General features: G+C 65.7%; 18 protein-coding genes, 1 tRNA gene and 4 pseudogenes. 11 read left to right on the top strand and 12 right to left on the bottom strand.

Annotated elements, in window-relative coordinates; genetic code table 11:
- Nucleotides 1-2 precede the first annotated feature (2 nt).
- Both ICC28_RS08025 and dcd read right to left on the bottom strand, forming a co-directional pair.
- On the bottom strand, nucleotides 3-512 hold the full coding sequence (locus ICC28_RS08025) for a phosphoribosyltransferase (protein ID WP_188287733.1): 510 nt from the start codon (nucleotides 510-512) through the stop codon (nucleotides 3-5).
- A gap of 11 nt (nucleotides 513-523) precedes the next feature.
- Nucleotides 524-1,099 carry a dCTP deaminase gene (gene dcd, locus ICC28_RS08020; RefSeq protein WP_188287732.1) on the bottom strand — a complete coding sequence of 192 codons (576 nt, stop codon included), beginning with the start codon at nucleotides 1,097-1,099 and terminating at the stop codon, nucleotides 524-526.
- Nucleotides 1,100-1,632: 533 nt separating this feature from the next.
- Between dcd and ICC28_RS08015 the strand changes: the two genes are divergently transcribed.
- Together ICC28_RS08015 and ICC28_RS08010 are read left to right on the top strand one after the other, a co-directional pair.
- A tRNA-Gly gene (locus tag ICC28_RS08015) sits at nucleotides 1,633-1,706 on the top strand.
- A gap of 288 nt (nucleotides 1,707-1,994) precedes the next feature.
- Nucleotides 1,995-2,737: pseudogene (locus tag ICC28_RS08010) on the top strand (IS5 family transposase).
- Nucleotides 2,738-2,876: 139 nt separating this feature from the next.
- Here the strand turns inward: ICC28_RS08010 and ICC28_RS40365 are convergent.
- From ICC28_RS40365 to ICC28_RS07995, 4 genes and pseudogenes are all read right to left on the bottom strand, one after another.
- Nucleotides 2,877-3,836, bottom strand: a pseudogene (locus ICC28_RS40365) (PAS domain S-box protein); the annotation flags it as partial.
- Between the two features lie 210 nt (nucleotides 3,837-4,046).
- Nucleotides 4,047-4,676, bottom strand: a pseudogene (locus tag ICC28_RS40360) (caspase domain-containing protein); the annotation flags it as partial.
- Nucleotides 4,660-5,004: an effector-associated constant component EACC1 gene (locus ICC28_RS08000; RefSeq protein ID WP_223188536.1), complete on the bottom strand. Its 345-nt coding sequence runs from the start codon at nucleotides 5,002-5,004 to the stop codon at nucleotides 4,660-4,662. The pseudogene ICC28_RS40360 and the gene ICC28_RS08000, both read right to left, overlap by 17 nt.
- A gap of 527 nt (nucleotides 5,005-5,531) precedes the next feature.
- Nucleotides 5,532-8,126 (bottom strand): NB-ARC domain-containing protein, encoded by a 2,595-nt coding sequence (locus ICC28_RS07995; RefSeq protein WP_188287729.1) that lies wholly within the window; start codon nucleotides 8,124-8,126, stop codon nucleotides 5,532-5,534.
- 266 nt (nucleotides 8,127-8,392) lie between these two features.
- On the opposite strand from ICC28_RS07995, the gene ICC28_RS07990 reads away from it, so the two are divergent.
- From ICC28_RS07990 to ICC28_RS07980, 3 genes and pseudogenes are all read left to right on the top strand, one after another.
- Nucleotides 8,393-8,644, top strand: a complete 252-nt coding sequence (locus ICC28_RS07990; RefSeq protein ID WP_188287728.1) for a hypothetical protein — start codon at nucleotides 8,393-8,395, stop codon at nucleotides 8,642-8,644.
- Between the two features lie 224 nt (nucleotides 8,645-8,868).
- Nucleotides 8,869-9,331: pseudogene (locus ICC28_RS07985) on the top strand (hypothetical protein).
- A gap of 1,043 nt (nucleotides 9,332-10,374) precedes the next feature.
- Nucleotides 10,375-11,067 carry an AbiV family abortive infection protein gene (locus tag ICC28_RS07980; protein WP_188287727.1) on the top strand — a complete coding sequence of 231 codons (693 nt, stop codon included), beginning with the start codon at nucleotides 10,375-10,377 and terminating at the stop codon, nucleotides 11,065-11,067.
- A gap of 344 nt (nucleotides 11,068-11,411) precedes the next feature.
- Here the strand turns inward: ICC28_RS07980 and ICC28_RS07975 are convergent, their stop codons facing one another.
- Both ICC28_RS07975 and ICC28_RS07970 read right to left on the bottom strand, forming a co-directional pair.
- Entirely contained in the window at nucleotides 11,412-11,750 is a 339-nt protein-coding gene (locus tag ICC28_RS07975; RefSeq protein ID WP_188287726.1) for an XRE family transcriptional regulator, read from the bottom strand.
- Nucleotides 11,747-12,133: a type II toxin-antitoxin system RelE/ParE family toxin gene (locus tag ICC28_RS07970; RefSeq protein ID WP_411158581.1), complete on the bottom strand. Its 387-nt coding sequence runs from the start codon at nucleotides 12,131-12,133 to the stop codon at nucleotides 11,747-11,749. The genes ICC28_RS07975 and ICC28_RS07970 overlap by 4 nt, the downstream gene beginning before the upstream one ends.
- A 580-nt stretch (nucleotides 12,134-12,713) precedes the next feature.
- On the opposite strand from ICC28_RS07970, the gene ICC28_RS07965 reads away from it, so the two are divergent.
- From ICC28_RS07965 to ICC28_RS07955, 3 genes are all read left to right on the top strand, one after another.
- Nucleotides 12,714-13,202 carry a GNAT family N-acetyltransferase gene (locus ICC28_RS07965; RefSeq protein WP_188287725.1) on the top strand — a complete coding sequence of 163 codons (489 nt, stop codon included), beginning with the start codon at nucleotides 12,714-12,716 and terminating at the stop codon, nucleotides 13,200-13,202.
- A gap of 567 nt (nucleotides 13,203-13,769) precedes the next feature.
- A complete protein-coding gene (locus ICC28_RS07960) occupies nucleotides 13,770-15,002 on the top strand; it encodes an alpha/beta fold hydrolase (RefSeq protein ID WP_188287724.1) in 1,233 nt (410 codons plus the stop codon).
- Nucleotides 15,003-15,513: 511 nt separating this feature from the next.
- Entirely contained in the window at nucleotides 15,514-15,978 is a 465-nt protein-coding gene (locus ICC28_RS07955) for a hypothetical protein (RefSeq protein WP_188287723.1), read from the top strand.
- Between the two features lie 326 nt (nucleotides 15,979-16,304).
- Here ICC28_RS07955 and ICC28_RS07950 read toward each other — a convergent pair whose 3' ends face one another.
- The 4 genes from ICC28_RS07950 to ICC28_RS07935 form a co-directional block, all read right to left on the bottom strand.
- A complete protein-coding gene (locus ICC28_RS07950) occupies nucleotides 16,305-17,525 on the bottom strand; it encodes an alpha/beta fold hydrolase (protein ID WP_188287722.1) in 1,221 nt (406 codons plus the stop codon).
- A gap of 88 nt (nucleotides 17,526-17,613) precedes the next feature.
- Complete coding sequence (locus ICC28_RS07945) at nucleotides 17,614-19,194, bottom strand: AMP-binding protein (protein WP_188287721.1); 1,581 nt, start codon at nucleotides 19,192-19,194, stop codon at nucleotides 17,614-17,616.
- A gap of 237 nt (nucleotides 19,195-19,431) precedes the next feature.
- Nucleotides 19,432-19,578, bottom strand: coding sequence for a hypothetical protein (locus tag ICC28_RS07940; protein ID WP_411158574.1), 147 nt, complete (start codon nucleotides 19,576-19,578; stop codon nucleotides 19,432-19,434).
- A gap of 302 nt (nucleotides 19,579-19,880) precedes the next feature.
- Nucleotides 19,881-21,920: a TerD family protein gene (locus tag ICC28_RS07935; RefSeq protein WP_188287720.1), complete on the bottom strand. Its 2,040-nt coding sequence runs from the start codon at nucleotides 21,918-21,920 to the stop codon at nucleotides 19,881-19,883.
- Between the two features lie 293 nt (nucleotides 21,921-22,213).
- Here ICC28_RS07935 and ICC28_RS07930 point away from each other — a divergent pair, with 293 nt between their 5' ends.
- From ICC28_RS07930 to ICC28_RS07920, 3 genes are all read left to right on the top strand, one after another.
- Entirely contained in the window at nucleotides 22,214-22,429 is a 216-nt protein-coding gene (locus tag ICC28_RS07930; RefSeq protein ID WP_188288044.1) for a type II toxin-antitoxin system VapB family antitoxin, read from the top strand.
- Nucleotides 22,426-22,848, top strand: a complete 423-nt coding sequence (locus ICC28_RS07925) for a PIN domain nuclease (RefSeq protein WP_188287719.1) — start codon at nucleotides 22,426-22,428, stop codon at nucleotides 22,846-22,848. Before ICC28_RS07930 ends, ICC28_RS07925 begins: the two co-directional genes overlap by 4 nt.
- Before the next feature lie 646 nt (nucleotides 22,849-23,494).
- Complete coding sequence (locus ICC28_RS07920) at nucleotides 23,495-24,082, top strand: hypothetical protein (RefSeq protein ID WP_188287718.1); 588 nt, start codon at nucleotides 23,495-23,497, stop codon at nucleotides 24,080-24,082.
- The last annotated feature ends 46 nt before the right edge of the window (nucleotides 24,083-24,128 follow it).

Raw genomic sequence — 24,128 nt, 5'->3', positions numbered from 1 at the left:
ACTCAGAGCGCTTCCTTGTTCTCCTTGGGCGCCTCACCCGACTTGCTCACCGGAGGCAGCACGCTCCACGGGAAGTTGATCCAGTCATCGGTGCGCTTCCACACGTACTCGCACTTCACCAGCGAGTGCGACTTCTCGTAGATCACGGCGGAGCGGACCTCGGCGACGTGGTCGAGGCAGAAGTCGTGCACCAGCTTGAGCGTCTTGCCGGTGTCGGCGACGTCGTCGGTGATCAGGACCTTCTTGTCGGAGAAGTCGATGGCGTTGGGGACGGGCGCGAGCATGACGGGCATTTCGAGGGTGGTGCCGACGCCCGTGTAGAACTCCACGTTCACGAGGTGGATGTTCTTGCAGTCGAGGGCGTAGGCGAGCCCGCCGGCGACGAAGACCCCGCCGCGGGCGATGGAGAGCACGATGTCGGGCTCGTAGCCGTCGTCGGCGATGGTCTGGGCGAGCTCACGGACGGCGGTGCCGAACCGCTCGTAGGTCAGGTTCTCGCGTACGTCACTCATGCCCGCGCCACTCACACCTGGGTCCGATGGAAGTTGAGGAAGGAGCGGGAGGCGGTGGGCCCGCGCTGCCCCTGGTACCGGGAGCCGTACCGCTCGCTGCCGTAGGGGAACTCGGCGGGCGAGCTGAGCCGGAACATGCACAGCTGCCCGATCTTCATGCCCGGCCACAGCTTGATGGGCAGCGTGGCGAGATTGCTGAGCTCCAGCGTCACGTGCCCGGAGAAACCGGGGTCGATGAACCCGGCGGTGGAGTGGGTGACAAGCCCGAGCCGCCCGAGCGAGCTCTTGCCCTCGAGGCGCGAGGCGAGATCGTCGGGCAGGGAGATGACCTCGTACGTCGAGGCGAGGACGAACTCACCGGGGTGGAGGATGAAGGGCTCGTCGCCCTCCGGCTCCACCAGCCGCGTCAGGTCGGCCTGCTCGATCGACGGGTCGATGTGCGGGTACCGGTGGTTCTCGAACACCCGGAAGTACCGGTCCAGCCGCACGTCGATGCTGGACGGCTGCACCATGGATTCGTCGTAGGGATCGATCCGCACCCGCCCGGCGTCGATCTCGGCCCGGATGTCCTTGTCTGAGAGAAGCACGCCCCGAGGATACGCAAGGCGCGCGGACCGACCACAATCGGAAGCCGCGCGCCTTCGCTACCGCTGTACTGCTGACGTGCTGTCTTGCTGCCCTGCTGCCCCGCTACCGCTTCTGCATGGCGACCGGCACCGCGCTGCGGAGCCGGGCACATCGCGGACACCGCACGAGCCGGCCGGGGCCGAGCCGGTCGGCCTGCTGCATCGGGAACGAAGCGGTGCTGAACACGTGCCCATCGGCACAACGGACGACGGTGCGCTCCATCAAGTCCTAGAGTCCCTTCCCCAAGAGCCTCGCCTGGCTGCTGCTTACCTGACGACAAAAGCCACATTACGGGATGGAAGGGACGGCCCTCCAGGCGGCACTCCGACCCCGCCCGACCCCTCTCCAAGGCCCCCACCGTACGCCCCAACTCCGGCGCCCCGCAGCCGCATCCCGCCCCTGAAAACCAGTCAGACCCCGCGGCCTGAGCGCCGGGGGTCTGCCATGAGGTAGAGTGAGCGAGCATTCGACACCGACTCGGTCGGCGTCTTACGCGGGTGTAGTTTAATGGTAGAACATCAGCTTCCCAAGCTGAGAGCGCGAGTTCGATTCTCGTCACCCGCTCCAGAATGAAACCCTAGGCCATTAGCATGGGGTTTGTTTGTTGTCTAGACCAATTCGAGGGTCGCGTGCCCTCCGTGTGCCCTAAGTCGAGGCAATGCGGCACACAAGAGGGCCTCAAGAGGCAGAGGCGGCAGACGTGACGCGCAGTCATCCCGAATGGCGAGACGCATTTCTGTGACCTGCGCCACTCGCTGCTGCCAACTGCTTGAAGTCGCTTACGCAAAGCGATGATTGGCCTAGCCACTAGGGTCCGTTGCGAAAGTGGATCTTGTTCGGTGATGATCACGTCCTGTGGGACGTGGGGATCTGACGAACGGCCAGTGGGCCCGGCTTGAGCCTCTGCTGCCGACGGGCATCAAGCCGGGCCGGCCGCAGGTGTGGACGCGGCGGCAGCTGATAGACGGCATACGGTGGCGGACCCGGACCGGTGCTCCGTGGCGGGACGTGCCCGAACGGTATGGGTCGTGGGACCGGGTCTATGACCTGTTCCGGCGCTGGCAGCGGGATGGCACCTGGGCGCGGATCCTCACGCAGCTCCAGGCCGAGGCGGACGCGAAGGGCCTGATTACCTGGGAGGTCAACGTCGACTCCACCGTCTGCCGGGCCCACCAGCACGCCGCCGGAGCGGCAAAAAAGGGGACCTCCAGAAGGAGCCGCCCGGCGGGATCTTCGTCGTGCCGGTCCTGGAAGCCATCCGAGTGCCGAGGCTGGGGCTCGGCAGGCCCCGCAGGTGTCCGGACCGGGTCCGGGCCGACAAGGCGTACGACTCCCGCAGCAACCGCTCCTACCTGCGCAGACGCGGGATCAAAGCCACCATCCCGGTTCCGGCGGACCGGGTCCGCAACCGCCTCAAGCGCGGCTCGCGCGGCGGACGGCCGCCGAAGTTCGACAAGGACGACTACAAGCAGCGGCACGCGGTCGAATGCGGGATCAACCGACTCAAGCGCCATCGGGCCGTGGCCACTCGGTACGACAAACTCGCCGTCCGCTACGAAGCGACCATGCTGGTCGCAGCCATCAACGAGTGGCTGTGACCAGCACTTTCACAACAGACCCTAGCCCACCGCCAAGGCATGGAACTCCCTGCCTGCGCACACCACTTCAAGCCCTACGTTTGGGTGTGACACACACCTTCAGAGTCTGTGTCCGCGCCCTATCAGTCAGCTCGCATCAGTGCTGGTCACTGACAGGGCGCGTTGAGGGTCCCTCTAGGTCTTGGATATGCACCAGTAGGAACCGCGGTCCGGAAGCACTGTCAGCGACGACGCTGTTGCGCATCGACACCAGCACATACGTGCGGTCCCTGCGGCAAAGCCTCACCTCCGCTCTGCCACCTTCGGCGGACGTGCGCAGGAGGGTGCCGACGTCCTCGGGATGGACTAGGTCAGAAAAGGAGTACCGGCGCATGTCGGCAGCAGGTCTTCCCAGCATCCGGCACAGTGCATCATTCGTACGCAGAATCCTTCCGTGCTGATCACCGCCCATTTCTGCGATCGCCATGCCTGACGGCGCGTATTCAAAGGCCTGCCGGAAGGACTCCTCGCTCGCGCGCAGCGCTTGCTGCTCCCGTTCGAGGCGGACAAGCGCACGCTGCATGTTCGCTCTCAGCCGGGCGTTACTGATCGCAACCGCGGCGTGAGCTGCGTACACCTGCAGCGCCTCGCGCCCCCATGCACCCGGGCGACGACCGTTGGGCGGCTGGTCCACCGATATAACACCGACGAGGTCTCCGAAATCCTTGCCACCAGCGGAGTACATGGGAGCGAACAGGCGGTCATCAGGGTGCCATCCATTGCTGTGTTGTGGTTCGGGCCCTTCAGATTTCCACTGAGGCACGTCGTCGCTGTCGAGCACCCACCCTTCCGTGTGCGGGATGAACCGCAACGTCCCCCACGCTTCCCCCATGGAAAGGCGGCGCTCCCATGCGGCCCGGGAACCGACCCTGCCCGTCATTAGAGCTTCTGCCGCGGCGTTGCCAGCCAAAGCTGCGACGACCAAGTCTCCGTCCGGCCGGACTAGGTTGAGGGCTACCAACTCATAGCCCAAGCCCGCCACCACTCCATCGGTGATGGCCTGAAGCGTGTCAGCGAGGCTGTGCGTAGGTGAGACCTGCTGGATCAGTTGGTCAAGCAGGCTGCGAAGACTCGCGAGACGGACGTAGGGCTCAGACTCAGTGGGTCCCGCCGCGGCCCCACCGGCTGGCTGGGCGGCGCTCCATGACCTCCAGTCGGACCGCGGTGCCGACGGAGGCTCGTAGGCTGTGTTGCGCACGAAGGCAACACCGCCGAGGTGGTTGCGGCACAGCCTATGCGGCTCCGGCCTGGCCTTGATGCTGAGTTCTAGGCGTAGCTTCCTGTAGATCGTGTCCAGGTCGAGGAATTCACCACCATCGAGGACCCCATCGTCTATGAGCCTGATCAGTTCTCCCGTGAACGCCGTGTACTGCTCTCCGGGAGGGGCGAGAGCAACCGAATTCTCGGCGGACGCAGCTAGCAGATAGGTGCCCTCCACCTCCAGGACAACCTCGGCAGCCTGCACACCGAAGGCCCGGGCGCTGTAACAGCAGTCAACGATGATGATCTTGCGAACTGCGGGGCTGTGCTCGATCGAGCGCCGAATCCATTCGAATGGCGCCGCTGTGTCGTGCACCGATGCTCGATCGCTGTCACCCACCGCGAGGCACAGTTGGCCGGTACGCGACTCGATGAGTCCGTGACCCACGTAGTAGACAATCAGCGCGTCTGTAGCGTCCTGCGCCGCATCGGCCACGGGTTTAGACAGTTGACGAGGGGTCTGAGGATTGATCACTACCCGACAATGGTCGGCTGGCAGGGCCCAGGTATGTGGTTGAGTGAAGAGTGTGGCGAGGGCCTGGGCGCTACGCTCCGCGGCTGGTAAGTCGTCAAGCGTCTCGTAGCTGCCGGCACCGATGAAGACGGCTCGTGATGCAGATGGGTCAGGCGGAGTGGTCATCGCCGTCCACCGCGTCTGCGCTCAGTTCCTCGATGAAACGCCGCACTTCATCGGGCGAGGACGCCGAGATGGTGATGCTGCCCCCGTCCGGGCGGTCCAGAGTGACCGTCGGATTCTGCGGACGGGTAGCCCGCCAACCAGCCAGGGACACGGCCAGAGATGCAGCGCTGAAACCGCTGCCGACGATCAGCGAGACGAGGTCGATCACGTCTCCCTGCGCTCCAGGTGGCAAAGAACGCGAGGAGTCAAGACGCGGCCGCGCACAGCGGCGGGCGGACGGATCCGCCAGCAGCCACTGGTGAAGCGACCGCAGCTCCTCCTCCGGCATGTCCACACCTTGGAAACTCAGACGCACCCGCACAGGCAGCCCCCTCTTGCCCCGCACTTTCACCAGTGTGGCTGACAGGCTATCGACGTTCGATCTCAAGTGGGTCGGGATCTAACCAGGTCGCTCGTCTCCCCGCACCGGGGGAGGCCGCCGCTATCCGCATCCGACTGAGTTACAACTTTCTCTACGGGTTCAAGGCGGCTCGCTCCGCTCCCCGCGCGCGGCCCGGCCCCCGGCCGGGCCTGCGCTCCTGCCTTCGTCCCGCTCCAGCCCGGCCGGCGCCCGTGCCGCGCACACAGCAATCAGCCACCTGATGCCAGAGAAGGGGTTACGTCGTGGCTGGGGCGGTCGGCTCCACGGCTTTACGGAGCCACTTTGGCGCGAGCCTCGAAGATCATGGCCCCAACCTCGTGCTTTACCGGGCAGGTCCACAGACTGCCCGACGCGCCGCAAGCTTACGGGGACATGATCACTCGCGCCAAAGCAGCGCCACCCCAAAGCCGCTCCGCCGACCTCGCTCTAATGGCCTACTCGTCTACGGAGATGGGCGATACGTAGTTGGCGCGCGGACGGTCGCCTTTGCCATGCTCGTCGACTTCAAAAACGACGTGCATGCCGACAGGGTTAAGAGAGTCCCATTTCACGCCGTGCCCTTCTTGTACTGCCGCTCCAGGGAAGAAGACATCGCTGGGATAGTCGGGATGCGAGATGAAACCGTACGTTCCGCGCCAGGCCTTGACGATCCCTCGGGGCGACACATCCGAACTGCCGCCTTGTTTCGGCTTGGCCACATTTACCAAGTTTTCACAAAGGCTTGAGACTTCCTCACTGATGCCCGCCAGGCGATACAACCTGCCAACCCGCCCGGGGAAATGACGCCATGCAGCGCAGCGCTCAAAAAGGACAGCATGACGCTTCACTCCCTTCAGGATACGGACTGCATCATTCTCGAAATTTGGAGGGAACAATCCGAGCTCGCCAATCGACCGCAGGAAAGCATTCGCACTCTCAAGAAGCATTTCAGCTAGTCGTTGATCCCATGCCCCCGAGTCGAGTTCCTTGATGCCCTGAGAGAACCCTGCTGACGCCTTATGGGCGGCTTCTACGGGCCGTCGATCATCTTCAAGTAGCGACTCAGACCACCGGCGCCAAGAGTCGACCAGACTGGTCAGGATAATCAGTCGGAGTCGCCCTCGACCAGTCATGTTTTCTAGGGCCCACTCAAGGTGAACCTGGGACTCTTCGTAATTGCGGGCCCACAGATTGATTTTTCCCAGCAACTGGGCGGTGTCAGCGGTCTGAAAGTGCTCATGCGCCGACTTGGCCAAAGGTAGAGCGGCATCCACGTCGTGACCGCGGCCAGCAAGATGCCCCGCAAAGTAGTAGGAAATGACGGCCTTACCGGCATCGTCAGCTTTACGCAGGGCCGAGCGGTAAAGGGAGCTAGCCTGGTCGATCTGATCATTCTGGGAAAGGATGAAGGCTTCCACACGATCAACCTCCCAGAACTCTGGATTCAGCGCCCGGGCTCGCGTCAGGTAACTCTGAGCACGCTCGATCGACCCTGCGCGTGATTGCGCCAAGGCGAGCCGCAGAAGATGCGCCGTGGGCTCATCATGCGGCGAACGAATCCTGACAACGTTGGGGGCGAGTTGACGCTTGCTCTCGTCGGCACGACGCTGCTCCTCTGAGCGTTTAAATTCTTGCTCTCGTAGCAGTGTCCTACTGATGTCCGCTTTTGGCGGCGGCGCGACTCGACGCAGGAAGTGTTGAGCCGCTTCAGTTATCTGAACTCGCGAGATCAACTCGTCAGTGGGGTCGGGTTTCTGACTCACGAGCGAACCCGCACTCAGTTCCTTGACCGCTAGATTCAAGGCATCGATTGGGGAGTCGGTCAGGACTGCCAGTTCGTCGAATGTCGAAGATCGATCGAGAGCATAGAGGACAGACAGGATAGCTTTGGGTGTTTCACTCAGGGCGTCAAATACCGACCGGACGCAGAAGTCGATCAACTCGTCCTGATCGGTCAAAGTGGGATGAGGTTCCCGCCCAGATTCAACGGAAAGGACGTACCATCGAATAGCCAAAGGGCTGAAGCGAAGCCGAGTGACGATCTGCTCAACAGTTTCCTGCTTCAGGCTTGCCAAGAATTCCGCCCGCCCCCCGCGCACTCTAGCAAACGAACGAAAAAGCGTCTGCGCGTCTTTCTTCTCCAAAGGAGGAAGAGGGATACGGCGCTCAATTTGTCCCACGCCGATCCTGCTAGTCATGAGATACGTGACGTTATCTGGGAGCGTTTCATACAGCGTCACGATCTCGCTACCGCTGACGGTTTCGAGATTGTCGATGATGAGTAGTGTCTCAATTCCTTGCAGAGCTTCGGCCAGCTCTTCAGCGCCACCCTTGAAGTCGTCTGCTAGGACCTTACCCAAGCTCTGAGTTGCGCCTGTAATATCGCGCACTGCGCCCGCAATCTCGACGACTCCGTTAGCCGTTAGCCGCTCGGTCTTCAAAGACGTCCAAAGAATGCATTCGTAAGGCGAATCCGGATTATCAAGGAGTGAATAAGCCACATCGGAAGCGAGCGCCGTCTTGCCGATTCCACCTTCCCCCGTGATAGTGATCATTGGCTCACGGCGCCTCAAGAGGTGTTTCACGATGGCATTACACGACTGAGACCTTCCAATAAGGCCGGTATCGTCGTAATCGAACGGCGGAAGGTTGTGGAGAATCCGGTCAGAGTAGCGCCGATCTACGCCGTTAAACGCTGGCTCCCACTCCGGTTCAGCACTCAACCTGTCCAAGGTGTCGCGCATTGTCGGCCAAAATCGGCTCTTGAATTCTCGACATGCACTTACCGCCTTCTCTGCGTCACCAGCTTGCAGAGGACGTCCGTGCATGACGCGGTTGCGAATCGGTACTAGGGTGTCCATCCTTGGCGTGCCGAGACGCAATTCCCGGGCAAGCTCCACAGGGAGTGCTTCCCGATGACGGTTCAGGATGTCGTACGCTTCACGCATGTCGAGGTATTCGACAATGGATAGCTCGTCGTCGCTGGCGTCAGCGTGACGGCGTTCAGCTGCACGCGCGTAGCTGTCACCCAGAGCCTCGGTCTCACCCATGTGGTCGAGGATGAACCGAAGAATCATTTGCCGTACGTCAGATTCGAACGAGTCCACGAGTACGTAAAGCCGTGCACGCGTCATGCGAGTGTGAAGCAAGGGACCCCCTCAGCCTTATCGACCTTAAGGCTAGGTGAAGAATGACGCCGTGTCAGGCGAGTCGTCGCAGGAAGGGCAGGCGCTTGCGGCACGCAGAGCGCATGGGGGGCACGCCCAGTGCACCGGTGTGCGGTTCTCGACCAAGGCGCGAGGGTAGTGACGTCGACGTGAGCGATGACCACAAGGAAGAGCTACGCAGTCTCGTCAGCCACTTGGGCGCCGGCATCCGTGACACGCACTACCGACCCGCGTACGACGCAGCCGCGAACGTCTGCTCCGGCATCTTCGACATGATCCCCGTAGACCTCCACGACGTCGTACACGAGGCGGTCATGGCCGGATATGCAGCCGCGCTGAGCGACCTGGAGGAAGGCAAGCTGGACGACCAGGTTCGAGAACGGTCCGAGATCATCGAGTGACGCTTCGCGCCGCGAGCCGTCTCAGTTTCCGTCTCATTCAGCCTCGTTCGCGGTCGTTCAGGCGAGACTCGGAGCCGTCCCCACGCCAGTGGCCAACCGCCGATGAACCCAGGTGAACGGCCCCGAACGACGCCCAGGACCCCACCAACACAGTTGGAAAGCGTGTTGGTATCGGAGTTGGGTTACGGCCCGCGGCGGACGGCGAGACGTGATCGGCTTGGGATGTGGAGACCATCATCGCCAGCGGCATAGCCGTCCTGGGCACGCTGCTTGGTTCGGGGATCACCCTTGCGTTCCAGCAGCGCACCGCCGACAGAAGCCACCAGTTCACCCGCCGCGAAAAGCTCCGGCAGGAACGACTCGATGCCTACTCTGCCTACGCCGGCGCGTTGGTCAACTACCGCCGCTGCCTGGTTCACCTCTGGTTCTGCGAGCACGAACAGCCCCCACCGGAGGACCCCCACGGTGCGGATCCGCGCCTACGACCTACGCTCCAATGCCCAAGAGGCACTGTTCCGGGTGCAGATGCTCACCGGTGACGAGACGCTGAGCCGGTCCGCGGAGGACCTGTTGGCAGACGTTACGACGTTGTCCAAGACAGACAGCAGAACCGAACTCGACGATGCCAGGGTGCGGACCCGGGACGACATCAGCCGACTGGTCAGAGCGGCCAAGCAACACCTCTGAGGCGCTTGCAGACGCGCCGGTTCGTAGAGCCCCACGCCGACACTGACCGCACCACAAGCGCACCAGAACGAGCGGGGAACCACGGTGAAAGCAGCCGAGCCCGCAGAGGCGGCGAACCGGCCGTTCGAGCAGGTCAGCCCCTATAACAGGCCATCGATGTCCGCAGCTTCGCAAGCTGATGGCGGCAGCACTGAGAACCAAACCAAGAGTCAGCGCACTACCGCCTATGTGATCACCAGCAAGATTAGCCACATCAGGGCGGCAAATGAGGGTAGTGCGTAGACAATCAGTGGTAGTGAGCTCCAACACGGCGGCCGGCACGTCAATGTCTCTGCGTACTCAGCGAACCTCGCAGTTGCGAGGCGCTGGATCGCTCGGAAGTACCGGAAGTGGCGATGCCCGACATACAGCCAGGTCAGCGTGAATGCGATTCCGAACGCTGCAATCACGCGCGCTGAGGGTAGGTTTGTATCACCAGCGGTCAGGATGGTGCCGTAGGCCACGGCCAAGAGGGACTGAGCTACCAGGAACAGGTTCCCTTGCTGGTAGCGCACATTGTCTTCGTGGAGGCAGTGCTGCCACAGCCGGTTGTCCGCTGCCTGGTCCTCGTGTGTCCCGTCAGCTGATTCCCCCATGGGGGCTCTTTGCCCATCTGTTGGGCGGAACTACCCCGTCCGTGGCGCGCCGCTCGCTGTCGACAGCGTAAGTCGGCGTGCGTCGCGGTGGCGTCCCAGGCCGTGATGCAACCCAATGACGTTCACTGACCGATGCCTGGGGGGAGGCACGCACCTGACGTACGATCGGCCCGTGCCACAGTCGTGCCAGATTCAGGGGTCAGCCACGGTCCCCAAGAGGGCCGAAACGCACATTCGTGGCCTCCAGCTCGGTTAGCGAAGCCGCAGGTCACGGGCAAGGGGTGCCCGTCTCTCTCCTTGATGCGGTGCCGCACCTGTGCATCAGCGTGGCGCGGGGCTTCACGGGCTTCGATATCAGCGTGGCCCGATGCCATGGGGCCGGATGGGAAGGCAGGGCACACTGAGGTGATGGTCGAAATGAGCCCGGTGCAGGCGCGCGAGTTCTGGAAAGCGCTGATGGACAACGCCTCTTCACTGATCACCGACGCGCACACCCTGCTGTCCGCAAGGTCCTACGGGCGGGCACGATCCCTCACCGTCCTGGCGCAGGAGGAGCTCGGTAAAGCGCTCTGGATCTACGACGCCTTCCAAGACGCCTGGAACCAAGAAGATGAAACGTCTCGCACGGTGGATGCGCTGGCGCAGCACGGACGAAGCCACACGAAGAAGTACCTTCAAGCCATCGTTTTCGGCGACGAACTCGATGAGTTCTGGGGTGACTACAGCGCCATGCCCGATCTGGGATCTGACTACGCAGCGTGGGAGGAAGCCCACAGAAAACGGCAGGAGGAGGCCGCAGTTGCAGCTGGCGAGGCCAACCTTGCCAAACAGCGAGGTTTCTACGTTGACCGCGATACGAACGGTGCCCTCCTGTCTCCTACGGCCATTCCAACCGGCACGACGGCAGAGGACCTGCAGACCGCTGCGCGTGTGATCGAGATGCTGCTCATCCGCGACCACACTCGAATGAAGTCCAATGCCGTCACACCGTATGACAGCACGCACCAGCAGCAATTTCGGCTCCTGCCGGTCTCGCACCCTGAAGACTGGGCAGCAGCCTCGGAAACGCTCAACCCGGGGGCTGAAGAGGACGGCCAGTAGTCTGATGAATTCGTACCCGCGGCCTACGAGTGACGACGTCCTCGAACTGGTTTTCCCCAGCGCGGCTAAGGCCTCTACAGCCAGATCATCGAGGTCGTGGGCAGAGAGGCCGTGCCATACGCGTGCCAGATCGTGCGGGGAACCACGGGGAATGGCGGGGACTGGCCAGGGAGGCGCCCCAAGCTCAGACACCGCTCCACCGCAGGTCAGTGCAGCAACTGCCACCAAAGAACCCACGCTTCCCAAGCTGAGAGCGCGAGTTCGATTCTCGTCACCCGCTCCGCGAAGAAGGCCCAGGTCAAAGACCTGGGCCTTGCTGATTGACGAGAGCTTTGGCACGCGCGTCAGGCGACGGTGTACTCCGCGTCCCCGAAGTCTGCGACTACGCGCAGTCGACCGCCGAGCGCTTCCACGTAGGCCCGGAGAGTCGCGACCTCCGCGCGATCCAGCTCACCGTGCTCGATGGCGGATACCCGAGGTGCCGAGACCCCCATTGACGCGGCCACTTGGCGCTGAGTCAACGCCTGTTCGCGCCTGACCTCCGCAAGCTTGTGAGCGCGCACTTCGGCGGTCAACCGGTCCATGGCCGCTTGCTTCTCCTGATGCGACCGCACCGGCAACCCCGAGGCCGCACGCCGCTCGCGCGCCTTGCGCTTGGTCTCCTCCCAGCTCACGGTGCTCATTCGTACTCCCTGGTTTCAAGATCAGCCAGATGTGCCTGGTACCGCTCCTCAGCGAGCGGAATGTTGATGTCGTACCAGCGCTGCCAGTTTCCAGCTTTGTCGCCGGCTACCAGCAGGACTGCCCGGCGCACCGGATCGAAGGCGAAGAGGATGCGGATCTCACTGCCCCCGGATGATCCCGGCCTCAGCTCCTTCAGGTGATGGTTCTCAGCACCCTTGATCCGGTCTACCAGCGGACGGCCGAGCGTCGGGCCCGTTGCCGCCAACATGTCGATGGCGTCTTCTACCTGTTCAGAGCTGTCCCAGTCCTCTTCGGCCAGTGCCTCGAACCACGCCGCGACCTCCCCGACGAGAACCACTTCCCATTGAGCCGCGGCCACAATGTTAATGCAAGAGTTAACCTCGCTGCGGTGGTCGACCTGCCCGGAACCGACGCTCGGGGTGCACGCTGGGCAGACTCGGGCAGGAGCCGCCGGGGGTCTGGCCCGCCCGCGTAGGTCACGAGGCGGAACGCCCTCCTGGCGTTCGCCCGGAGGGCGCAGGGATCGGTGTTGACGAGACCGGAACGCGCCGCACCACAACCGCACCAGATCCAGCGGGGAACAGCGGGGAACCACGGTGAAAGCGGTCTGGCCCGGCAAGGCCTCACCGTGAGTGTTCGCGCAGGTCAGCGCCCGAACCGGCCGGAAATGCCCGCAGCTTCCAAAGCTGAGAGTGCGAGTTCGATTGTCGTCACCGGCTCCATGAAGAAGGCCCAGGTCAGAGACCCGGGCCTGTTGCTGTGTGCGGTGATCACTCGCCGCGTGCCAGATTCGTGGCAGAAGGCTTTGCGGCCGCCCCGGGGCATGTTGTTGGGAATCGAGACAGCATTGCGACCGTTCTGGTGGGCTGTCGGGGGAGGGAGGAAACGGCGTTGCGTCCCGTGTGACCGGTATGGATGCTGGCTGGTCGGAGGCGGTGAAGATGACCAACGTTGTGTTGAATCTGTCGGCACGCGATTTCGTGCACGCGGACCTCGTGTCGTGCGGGTGGGCGGGGTCCGAACTCCACTTGGCCGGCGTCGCGACGCAGTTGGAGCGTGCCCGGCTCGGCGAGGTCGACTACCTTGCGGTCTGCCCTGCGACGGACATTCCCGTTGCGAAGGGTGGCGTCGACTACCGGGCCAAGGAGGGTGTTGGCACTCTGTGGCAGCTGGCAGTCCATCCGGCCTTGCGGTCGTGCGGGATCGGCACCTTCCTTGTCGCAGCCGCGGAGCTTCGGATCAGGAACCGCGGCCTGCGGCAGGCCGAGCTCGGCGTGGAGGAGAACAACCCCCGGGCTCGGGCGCTGTACGAACGACTGGGCTATGTCGCATACGACCGTCAGCCTGACTCGTGGGACGAGCAAGCTCCGGACGGATCGGTGCGCCGCTACGAAACGATGTGCACGTTGATGCGTAAGGAACTCTCGTAGGGTCGGCCGCTTGGGGGGATCGGATCCACTTACGAACGCGTTGCCTCGCGCCACGTGGTCGTAGGCGCCCCGGGCACCTATTGCCGGAGGGGTGCCATTCCGTGGGTGATTCCTTCTGAGGCGCGATGGTGCCCCGGAGATGGGTGAGCGGGACGAAGGAGAGTTTGTGGCCGAGCCGTTGCTGCAGGTCGTTTAGGGTTAACGGCTCGCGTGCGTTGAGGAGTTGGGTGGCGATGGTGGCGCGGGACGCATCGTCACATCCAACCCGCTGGCCGTCCCGCAACACACCTCGGACCAATTCCGGCCACCTTTGGCCTAGTTGGACATCCGGCAGAGTGTCGGGCGGGCCGGCTCATGTTTCGGCGCAAGCCCGGCAGGACGTATTCGGATGGATCGTGCAATGTTGCAACCGGGACCGACCGGATCCGTTCGGCCATCGGATACCTGACCCCGCACCAGGCACGAATCCGCTACCTGCAACGGCTCGGACCTGCGCGACCACCATGACGGACATACCCGAATATCGCTCATGTGTACGCCTACAGACAGGAGTTGTACGCTGCGAAGGTGAAGGGGGACAAGTATCGCTTCGGAGAGTTCGAGCTGGATCTCTCTCGGCGGCAGCTCCGTCGGACCGGCGAGCCGGTCCACGTCGAGCCCCGGGCCCTGGACCTGCTGTGCCACCTGGTCCAGCACCGGGACCGGGTGGTTCCGAAGAGCGAGTTGCTCGACGAGGTGTGGGGTGACCGCTTCGTGAGCGAGGCCGCCCTCACCACGGCGCTGCGGACTGCGCGTCTGGCCGTGGGCGACACCGGCAGCCGACAGCAGCTGATCCGTACCGTGCACCGGCGGGGCTGTCAGTTCGTGGCGCCGGTGACAACCGTCGGTGACGCCACGCCCGCGAGTACCGACCGGGGAACCGGAGTCGTCGGGACGACAGCCGACGGGCCGAGCGGTGCCGACCGTCAGACCATCCGGTTCTGCAGGGCCGGTGACGGCACGCGCATCGCCTATGCCGCCGTCGGCTCGGGCCCGCCCCTGCTCAAGGCGGCCAACTGGATGTCCCATCTCGACCTGGAGTGGACGACTCCGGTGTGGTCGCACTGGCTGCGCGGGCTCGCCCGAAACCACCGGCTGATCCGCTACGACGAGCGCGGGTGCGGCCTCTCCGACTGGGTGGTGCCGCGCTTCACGTTCGAGGACTGGGTCGACGATCTGGAGACCGTGGTCGAGGCCGTGAGGCTCGACAGGTTCCCTCTGCTCGGGGTGTCGCAGGGCGGCGCGGTGGCGGTGGCCTATGCCGTACGCCATCCGGAGCGGGTCAGCCGGCTGATCCTCGCCGGGGCCTACGCCCGGGGGCGGCAGGTCCGGGCCCGAAGCGAGGCCGAAGACGCCGATGCGGCCCTCGACCTGGATGTGGCCCGGGTGGGATGGATGCATCAGGACCCCCGGTTTCTGCGGGTCTTCGCCTCCCAGTTCCTGCCCGATGACACACCGGAGAACTGGGACGAGTTCAGCGCCTTTCAGCGGCGCACGACCTCGCCGTCCAACGGGGTTCGATTCCTTGAGGAGTTCGCCCGGATCGACGTGTCCGACATCGCCCACAGGGTGGTCTGTCCGACGCTGATCCTCCACTCCCGCGACGACGAGCGGGTACCGGTCTCCCAGGCCAATGAACTGGCCGCGCTCATTCCCGACAGCCGACTGGTCCTGCTCAAGAGCCGCAGTCATCTGCTCACCGAGCACGAACCGGCCTGGGACGAGTTCCTGTCGCACGTCGATGCCTTCCTGACCGAGTGAGCCACCACTCCTCAGCAGCCGAGAGCTGAGGAGTCGCGGGGCTGGGGGACCGATCGGCCATCTGCGGGCCGTGGGATCGGCGGCCGTGTTCTTCCTCGATGACGGCGTCTTTCGAGTCTGCCCGCGCCGTACGTGGGCCGCCCCCGGAGGCCCCCGGAGTTACCCGGCTCGATTCCCCGGGCAGGCTGTCGGCAACCTGCGGACGGCTGCGGCACCATGTGCCGACCAGCCCGTGGGCCTCATTTCGCCGGCCTCGCACGCCGCCGTCTGCGTCCGGTCCACCGGTCCCGGCGAACGCACCCGCTCCCCGTCAACCCGGCTCACCGACTGAGCGCCAGCCCCTCAGCCCTTCCTCAGCCCGCCCTCATGCGAGCCTCAGACGTCCACCAAGTCTTGGCCGTCGACGAGCCCGATGCTTGAACTGTGCCGGGCGGAGGGGCAGTCGTGAAGGCATCTCTCCCAGGCCGGCACTCACCTCAGACGCAGGACAACGCGAGAGAAGGACACGAAGATGCGACTCGACAACACCAGGACGTCCGGTCAGGCCCGGACTCGGCGGGGGCTGGCGCTGCTGATCGCGACGGGGGCGGGGCTGGGCTCCCTGCTGCTGGGAACGGTTCCCGCACACGCCAACGCCACCACCAAGCACGTCGCGGCGGACGGCATGTCCGTCCAGTTCAAGACGAGCGACAGCAGCCACAAGGTGCGGGGGAACATCACGTTCACCGTGAACGCGGACGGCAACTGGAGGATCGACGCGAACGCGACCAACCCGCGGCCCGCGGGCCGCAACGTCCACTGGGTCTGTGACCTGTCGTGGGACGCGTCGGACGTCAGGCACTCGACGGGCAAGAAGTGGGTGCCCCGCAAGTCGACCCGCACCCTCACCGCGGCGGCGTACGACCCCTTCGTCCAGGCGGACTTCGCCACCATCGCCGCCCGCGGGACGGCCGACTGCGACATCGTCATCGGCTAGTCGTACACCGTTTCCGCAGGCCGGCGGGTGGCCCGACGGGACCGTCGACGTGCGTGAAGTCGGCTGACGACTTCACGGACGTCCGGTCAGAACAACACGGGGGAACCAGGACACACGAGGTGCGTCTACTCCTGTCAGCCGTCGCGGGTCCACCGGCCGAGGCTGTGCCGGTGGGCCCTCGCCCGTCGCTCATGTCCTCCCGGTGCCGCCACGGCCAAGCCGCATCGGCTGTGGCAGCGCAGGTGCGTTTGCCCGGCCGCCACGGCTGTGCACCGTGCCCCGCGGGGCCCTCCCGTCGTCGCAGTCGTTCCGTCTGCCGGGGCGGACTACTCGGAGAGGAAGTTGTAGAGGTGGGTGAGGAAGGTGGGCCAGGCCGGGTCGTCGGCGGTGAACAGGTGGTTGCGGCCTTCGAGCAGAACCAGCCGGCTGTCGGGGATGAGCGTGGCCAGTTCCAGGGCCTGCGCGACGGGGGCTCGCGCGTCGTCGCGGGAGTGGATGATCAGCGTGGGGCAGGTCACCTCGTGAGCGACGCCCGAGACGTCGATGCGGGTGAACTCCTCCAGGAAGCGCAGGCCGTTGGCGGGCGAGGTCGTCTGCCGCTGGTACGCGGCGAACGCGTCCCACTCCGCAGGAGTGGCGTCGGCGAGGAACTGGGAGGCGAAGTAGCGCAGGAAGCTGCTGCTGCTGTCCTGCGAACGCCATCCGGCGCGGGCGATGTCGAGGTCGACCTCGGCGGCATCGCGCTCGGCGTTGCTGCCCGCACGGGTCAACTGCCCACGGGCATAGGCGGAGGTGAGGATCAGATGACTGACCCGTTCGGGGCGAAGCGCGGCGTAGGCGACCGCCACCGCGCCGCCCTGTGACACTCCGAGCAGAGGGAAGCGGTCGAGGCCGACGGCATCGGCCACGGCATCGAGGTCGGCGACCAGGTCGTCGAGCGTGAAGCTGCCCATGTCCCACGAGGAGAGGCCGCAGCCCCGCTCGTCGTAGCGGATGAGCTGCCGGCCGCGGGTGAGACCGTCGAACCAGTGCGTCCACATCGGGTTGGTCCGGTCGAGGTCGAGGTGGGTCAGCCAGTTGGCGGTCTTCACCAGGGGCGGACCCTTGCCGGTGAGCGCGTAGGCGATGCGGGTGCCGTCGGCGGACCGGCAGAAACGGATGACCTCGTGGTCCGCGTCCGCCTCTGCCGGGCCCCCGAGGGCCGGGAGAGGGGCGGCCGGGGCGGTGGAGACCACCGTCGTCTGCGCGACGAACCGATAGCCGTGTGGGCGCACGGCACGAATCAGCCGCTGTCGTGTGTCGCTGTCACCGATCGCGAGACGGGCCGTCCGTAGTACGGCGGCGAGTGCGGCCCCGCTGACCGCGTGCCCGTGCCCCACCCTGTCGCACAGCTCGTCTTCCGGCACCACGCGGCCGCGGTGCTCGACCAGGTGGCACAGGAGTTCCAGCGCCTGGGGCTCGACATCGACCCGCTGCCCGTCATGGCTGAGTCGGCGGCGGTCCGCATCCAACGCGTACTGCCCGAATCGGTACACCGCGCTGTCCACACGAAAACTTTACAACGTCCATTCATACCCGGGGAGTTGGGTTCCCGCCCCATCCCCCGAGCGTCGGGCCCGCGAACTCGGGCACCGCTCAGGAACGCGCCCGCTCCCGCTCCCGCAGTCGGCGCCGCAGGATCTTCCCGGAGGCCGCCTTCGGTACGGCCTCGATGAACTCGACCCGGCGGATCCTCTTGTACGGGGCGACCTCGCCCTCGACGTGGGCCATCACCTCGGCGGCGGATATCGGCACCCCGGTCATGGGCACCACGAACGCCTTGGGTATCTCGTTGCCCTCCTCGTCACTGACGCCGATCACGGCCGCGTCGGCGATACCGGGATGCCGCACCAGGATGGCTTCGAGCTCGGCCGGCGCCACCTGATAGCCCTTGTACTTGATGAGTTCCTTGACCCGGTCGACGATGAACCAGTTCCCGTCCTCGTCGACCCGGCCGACGTCACCGGTGTGCAGCCAGCCGTCGGCATCGACGGTCGCGTCGGTGTCCTCCGGCCGTCCGAAGTAGCCCTTCATGACCTGCGGCCCTCGGATCCACACCTCGCCCGGCTCGCCCTCCGCCACGTCCTGACCGGTGGCGGAATCGACCAGACGTGCCTGCGTCGACGGGAGCAGATGACCCACGCACGCGACGGGCTCGTCCCGGTTGCCGTCGGCATGGATGTGTGAGGCCGGGGACAGCTCGGTCATGCCGTACGCCTGCCCGACCTCCACGCCCAGCCGGTCGGCCACCGCCGCCTGCAGTCCGGCGTCGAGCGGCGCCGCCGCGCAGATGACGCGCCGCAGGTGCGACAGGTCCAGTCTCCCGACCGCGGGGTGCTTGGCCAGCGCGAGCATCACCGGCGGGGCGACGTAGGCGTGGGTGATGCGGTCGCGCTCCAGGCTGGTCAGGAACGCGTCGAGATCGAACCGGGCGTGGACGTACACGGTCGCGCCACGGTGCAGCGCATTGTTGACCAGAGCGGTCAGACCGAAGACGTGGAAGAAGGGCAGGATCGCGATGACACGGTCGTTCTCGTCGACCCGATGCAGCCTGTTCAGCTGTTCGAGATTGGTGCACAGGTTACGGTGGGTCAGCATCACGCCCTTGGGTACGCCCGTGGTGCCACTCGAATAGGGCAGCACGGCGACGTCCACGGCCGGATCGGTGGAGAACGGCGGCACGGGTCCGTCGTTCAGCAACGCGAGCACCGATCGATGACCGTCCGCACTGTCACAGACCAGGATCTCCATGTCCCTGCCCGTCTGCCGCCGGACCAGCTCGACCGCGGCCCGCGCCGTCTCGACCAGCGGCGACACGCTCACCATCAGCCGCGCTTCGGCATCGATCAGCTGCTTGGCGATCTCGGTGGGCGTGGCCAGCGGCGACAGTGTGGTCACCGTGCCGCCCGCGGCGGTGACCGCGTAGAGGACCACGGGGAACAGGACGGTGTTCGGCGAGTGCAGCGCGACCACGTCCCCCTTGGCGATCCCCTCGGCGGCGAGGCCCGCCGCGAGCCTGCGGACCAGCGCGGCCAGTTCGCCGTACGTCACCGTTCGCCCACTGGACACGTCCACCATGGCCGGCCGGGCACCGCGCCCCGAGGCTTCACCGAGCACCCACTCATGGACAGGACGATCGACGACGGCGACATCCGGGTACTTGCTCCTGAAGATCACGGCGCCTCCGTATCTCGGTATCTGTTTGTTGCGCCGATCGGTACGGCCGGAGGCACTGAGCGGACTGACAACGCTCTGGCGTCGGCACCGGACCTGCCGACGCGTGTCGCTCCGACTCGGCCCCAGGGCCGGACGGACCGGGACCGTTCGATCGTCGCTCCCCCTCCGCGTCGTGGCTTGGTGGAACTCTGAGGCTTTTCTGAGGAGAAGCCGAGGGCGGACTCGACGGCGCCACGGTCACCGCGGTGAACATCGGCCGCCCCGCCTGCAGGACCTCCCGGCCAGCGGTGTGCAGGCGCGCTGCTCGTCGAACTGCTGCCGGGTCTTCAGACAGTGATGGAGCTGGTCGAGGAAGCGGATGAGCAGGGCGCTGCGCGACGTCAAGCCGGTCGCCGTGCCCCCAGCGGCGCTGGTTAGGGGGAGTTCGCCCCGGGGAAAGTCGTATGCCTCCTGCGCGATGACGATCCGGTGTGCGCGGTCGAGGAGGACGGGCGCGTGCCTGTAAGGGCGGGCAATCACGGTCAACACCGGTTTGTTGTCTGGGTGTATAGCGTCCAGTCCGGCACTCGCTTGCTCTGCCGCTCGTCGCCGGAGAGCCGATAGATCAGCGGCGCTCCTCCGGGGGCTACGGGACGGATATCACCGTGCTCTTGATCAGGACGGCCGCCCCGTGCCCCAAGTCTGCGTCAAACCGTGGCCGATCGTTCTGCGGACTGTGCCCGTCGAGGTCCCGGGCGATCCAGGTGAGCCACCACTGTGGCGTAGAACCGGTGCACGGCTTCATCGACACTGCGGATGAAGCCGGACTCGGCGTTGCCACGGCTGCTGCCCATGCCCTTGAAGAGAGACAGACGGAAACCGGTGATCTGTGTGCCGTTTTTCGGCAGCATGTCCGCCGGCTCCGGGCGCAGCCGTTCCAGTGTGCCCCGTGGGCCTCCTGCCTCGCCCTCCACCAGCGTCTCGACGTGGAGGTCGGCGGGTGCCTCCGCAAGGCGTCGGACGAGCTGTTTGGCCCAGGTGAGGGGATAGCCCTGCTCGGGCGTTGGAATCTGGATGGAGGTGCGGAGTTTGCCCGTACGAAGGTCTGCTGTGATCGCGAGAACGCCGGGTGTGCCCTCGATGCGCAGCTCGGCCTGGAGTCTCCCTTCGAGGCAGAGCTGGTCGGCAAGGCGGGTTCGGCGGGCCCCAGGGTCGGTTCCGCGCTTCGCGCGCTGGACGGGCAGCACCTTGTTCCCGAGTTCGCCGCCGAGCCTGAGACAGACCTGGCGGACGAGCCGCTCCCAGCTCTCCACCACCTCAAGAGCCCGTGGATCTCCCTGGCACAGGGTTTCGTCGTCGATTCCGTTGCGCACGGGGACCCAGGCCGCACCCATGTTCTGGAAGCCATGGCAACCGGAGTTCTCGTGCTGGAGGTAATGCAGCAGCTCCTGGAGCAGCCAGGCGTGTGCCATGTTGCCCACACCCTCGTGCCGGATCAGCATCTGGGCCTGATGGGCCACTTCGGCCCAGGACAGATGCCAGAGAGCCACCTTGTGCTTGCGCCGTCCGTCGATCCTGACGTCGACCAGCGGGCTGCCTTCCAGCGCGACGTCGTTCGACAGGGTGATGACCGCCTCGTAGCCACGGCGTGCGGCGATGTCCATGTACGCCTGCACCTGTTCGGCCTTGAGGGCGTTCCCGTTCGTTTTGGTCTCCACCAGCGCCGTCCACAGTTTGCCGGCCCGCTCGACGCGGATCACACCGTCAGGGCGTCGTGGGCTGTCGCCATGCGGCAGTGAGACCTCGATGAACGTCTCCATGCGGCCCGCGGGCGCTCCGAACGCGGCGGTGAGTCTCCGGCCGAACTCCGGGATCTGCGTCATCACCGACAACAGCACCGAGGTGGCCCGCATTTCTCGGTCCCGGTCGCTCTTGAGCGCGGAGACCGGAAAGAGCCTGGCTCCCTTCCAGGACTCGTTCTCCGCCAAGGACTTCTTGACGACCTTGGGCAGGGTGACCTTCTTCCTTGCGGTGCGGGGCCGTGCGCGCGGCTTCCTCGGTTCGGCGTCTGCCTCGGGTTGCCGGGGCGCGGGGATGGCCTGCAGGATCGCTTGCGGTTCGCCATCGGCGGCGGGCTTGGGGCCGGTCGTATCCGTCTGCGCTTCGCCGACCGCGTCGTCCAGCGCCTCCTCGACAGCCTCGTCGTCATCGATGTCGACGCCGAAGTCCGTTGCCAGGCCCGCCAGTCCGGCGTCGTAGCCCTGTCCGACGGCCCGTAGCTTCCACTCTCCGCCGCGCCGGTAGAGCTCACCGAAGATGAAGGCGCTCACCGGGCCGGCCTCCTCGATCACGAATCGGAGCAGACTCTCGCCGGAGCCGTCGGCCAACGTCAGCTGCAGATCGTCCAGTTCCCCGAAGTGGGCTCCGCCGTACCGGCTCGCGGACACCACGATCCGATCGATGTCATCCGGGATCGCGGTCAGGTCGAAGCCGATCCGGTCCTTGTTGCCGCTCCCCGTGGGTGTCTTGCCCAGAAGCTGCACGCTCCCGTCCGAGGCGACCGGATTGTTGTAGAAGTAGAAGTCGGCGTCGCTGCGCACCTTTCCGTTTGCGCCCAGCAGCAGAACGGAGACATCCGCGTCGCCCTCACCCGTCGGGCTGGTCCAGTCCAGACTCACGATCACGGAGTCGACGCTTTCACTGAGGGCCGCCAGACCTACGTTGGCACCCTTGATCAACTCGTACATAACCCCCCACCCCTTTGGCGCACGCCACACATGGGAGGCCACCCCTCGTCCTCTGCCGGCCACCCCGGTGTGACGTGCCACACACTCAATGCACGGCGGCACTCTAGCGCCGGACAAGCACGGCCCGGGGCGGTCCCGCCGGAAATGTGGGGACGCGATACGCGCGCTCGACATGACCTTCCAGCGGCCGCGACCGGGCCTACGGGGGCTCGACCACCGCTTCCCGTCGGCTCGCCCACGCATAGGCGAAGATATAATCGATGGCATTCTTGATATCCATGGAGGTGCAGTCGATGAGCCGGACCGTGATCGACCTCGACGACCAGCTGGTTGCGGACGTGGCCAAGGCCCTCGGTACGAGGACCAAGAAGGAGACGGTGAACACCGCCCTGCGCGAGGTGTTGGAGAACCGGCGGCGAGCGCTGGCGCTCGCACGGCTGCGGGCTTCGGCGGAAGAGGGTGCCTTCGACCTCGACCTCTTCGAGGACAAGGGGAACTACCGCCGGTGAATGCCGCGCAATACCTGATCGACACCAGCGCGCTCGCCCGTATGCTGCGCGGCGACGCCGAGCAGTACGGCTGGGACCAGGCAGCCGCCGCCGGGCTCATCGCCACCTGTCCCATCACCGAGTTGGAATTCTTCTACAGCGCGCGTTCCCCCGCCGACCGGGCACAAGGCATCGAAGACATGCGCCTGCTCTTCGGCTGGGTGCCGGTCGACGATCGCGCCTACGACCGCGCCTGGCGGGTCCAGGAGGTCCTCACCCAGCGCGGACAGCACCGCAGCGCCGGAGCCGTCGACCTCGTGGTGGCCGCCACGGCCGAGTTGCAGGGACTGACGCTGCTGCACCGTGACCGGGACTTCGAGTGCATCGCCACCGTCACTGGTCAGGCGCTCCAGTGGTACGGCCCCCAAGCCGGCAAATGAACCAACGGCAGGCATCGACGTTTCCGAGGAAGCCACGACCATCGGCAACGGCCATCCGGCCACCCGAGCGCCGTCGCTTCCCAAGCTGAGAGCGCGAGTTCGATTCTCGTCACCCGCTCCACTTCGAACCCCCAGGTCATTGGCCCGGGGGTTGTTTGTTTTCTAGCCCGACTTGGGGGCGGCGTGCCCTCTGCGTGCACTGAGAAGTCGGCTGCAGGCGATCGCGATGAAGGCCAGGAAATGCTCGGCCTTGCGCTCATAGCGTCGGTGACCACGGAGACCAGGAGCAGGTCGAGGCAGTCGGTCACGATGTGCCGCGTTCGCGCGGGCACCTTCTTCCCGCCGTCGTAGCCGCGAGAAGAGGCCGACGCGGTCGCGGCGGCCGTACCGGCTGCGTGTCGATGATCCCGGGTGCCCATGCTCTCTTCCGCCGCTGACGCGAGCACGGGCTGATCGCCGAGCTCCATGACCGAGGCTGTGGCGGGCAGCCTGCCCGGCCGTACGACCCCGGACAAGATCGGCCCCACCACCCCGTGCGCGGCTCGGGCGATAGTCTGCGCGGGACACGCACACGTGAGGGGGGACGTTGCGCGGCATGAGGGAGCTGGGCCGGAGCCGAGGTTCGTCCGGTCAGTTGGACAGTGGGATGTCCGTGGTGATCGTCCTGACGGTCTGGCTGGTCTGTGCTGCCGTCAGCGCAATCGCCGTGTGGACGGCCGTGCTCGCGGTCGACCAGGCCTCCGAGCGGGCCAGGGCAGCGCGGGGCGAGGGCGGTGTCGAAGGCTCGGTGGTCGTGATCCAGGAGCGGACGCATCCCAAGTCGAACAAGAAGTACTGCGTCGGGCGGTTCGTGCCTGCCGGCGGGACGGAACAGTCCGGTCGCCGCGTCGCGCCGCCCCGCGACCAGATGGTGATCGAGCTCCCCGACGGCACGGAGTGCCGACCGGAGCAGGTCCACGACGCGCGGCTGGTGCCCGGGCGGGGCTTTCCCGCCCCGGAGTCGGACTCCGCGGTCTTCGTCGTGGGCAGCGACCCGGCGCGCGGAGTACTCATTGCCGTCGCGGTGCTCGCAATCCTCCTGCTGGTGCTGCCGTTCGGCGGGTTCGCGCTGGTCACCACACCCACGATGCTCGTCGCGCTCTACCGTTTCACGACCCGTGGCCGCAGGGCACGCACCGCGGGCGGACCGCCGGGCACCCCGGGCAGCCCGCAAGGGCCGTCGGCGTACGCGTGAGCGGACACGGGCACTGCAGCCGACAGGCCTGTTCCGTCCTCATGGG

Source organism: Streptomyces sp. TRM68416 (assembly GCF_014596915.1).
In the GTDB taxonomy this organism is placed as follows: domain Bacteria; phylum Actinomycetota; class Actinomycetes; order Streptomycetales; family Streptomycetaceae; genus Streptomyces.
This window is presented reverse-complemented; position numbering and strand designations above follow the sequence as displayed.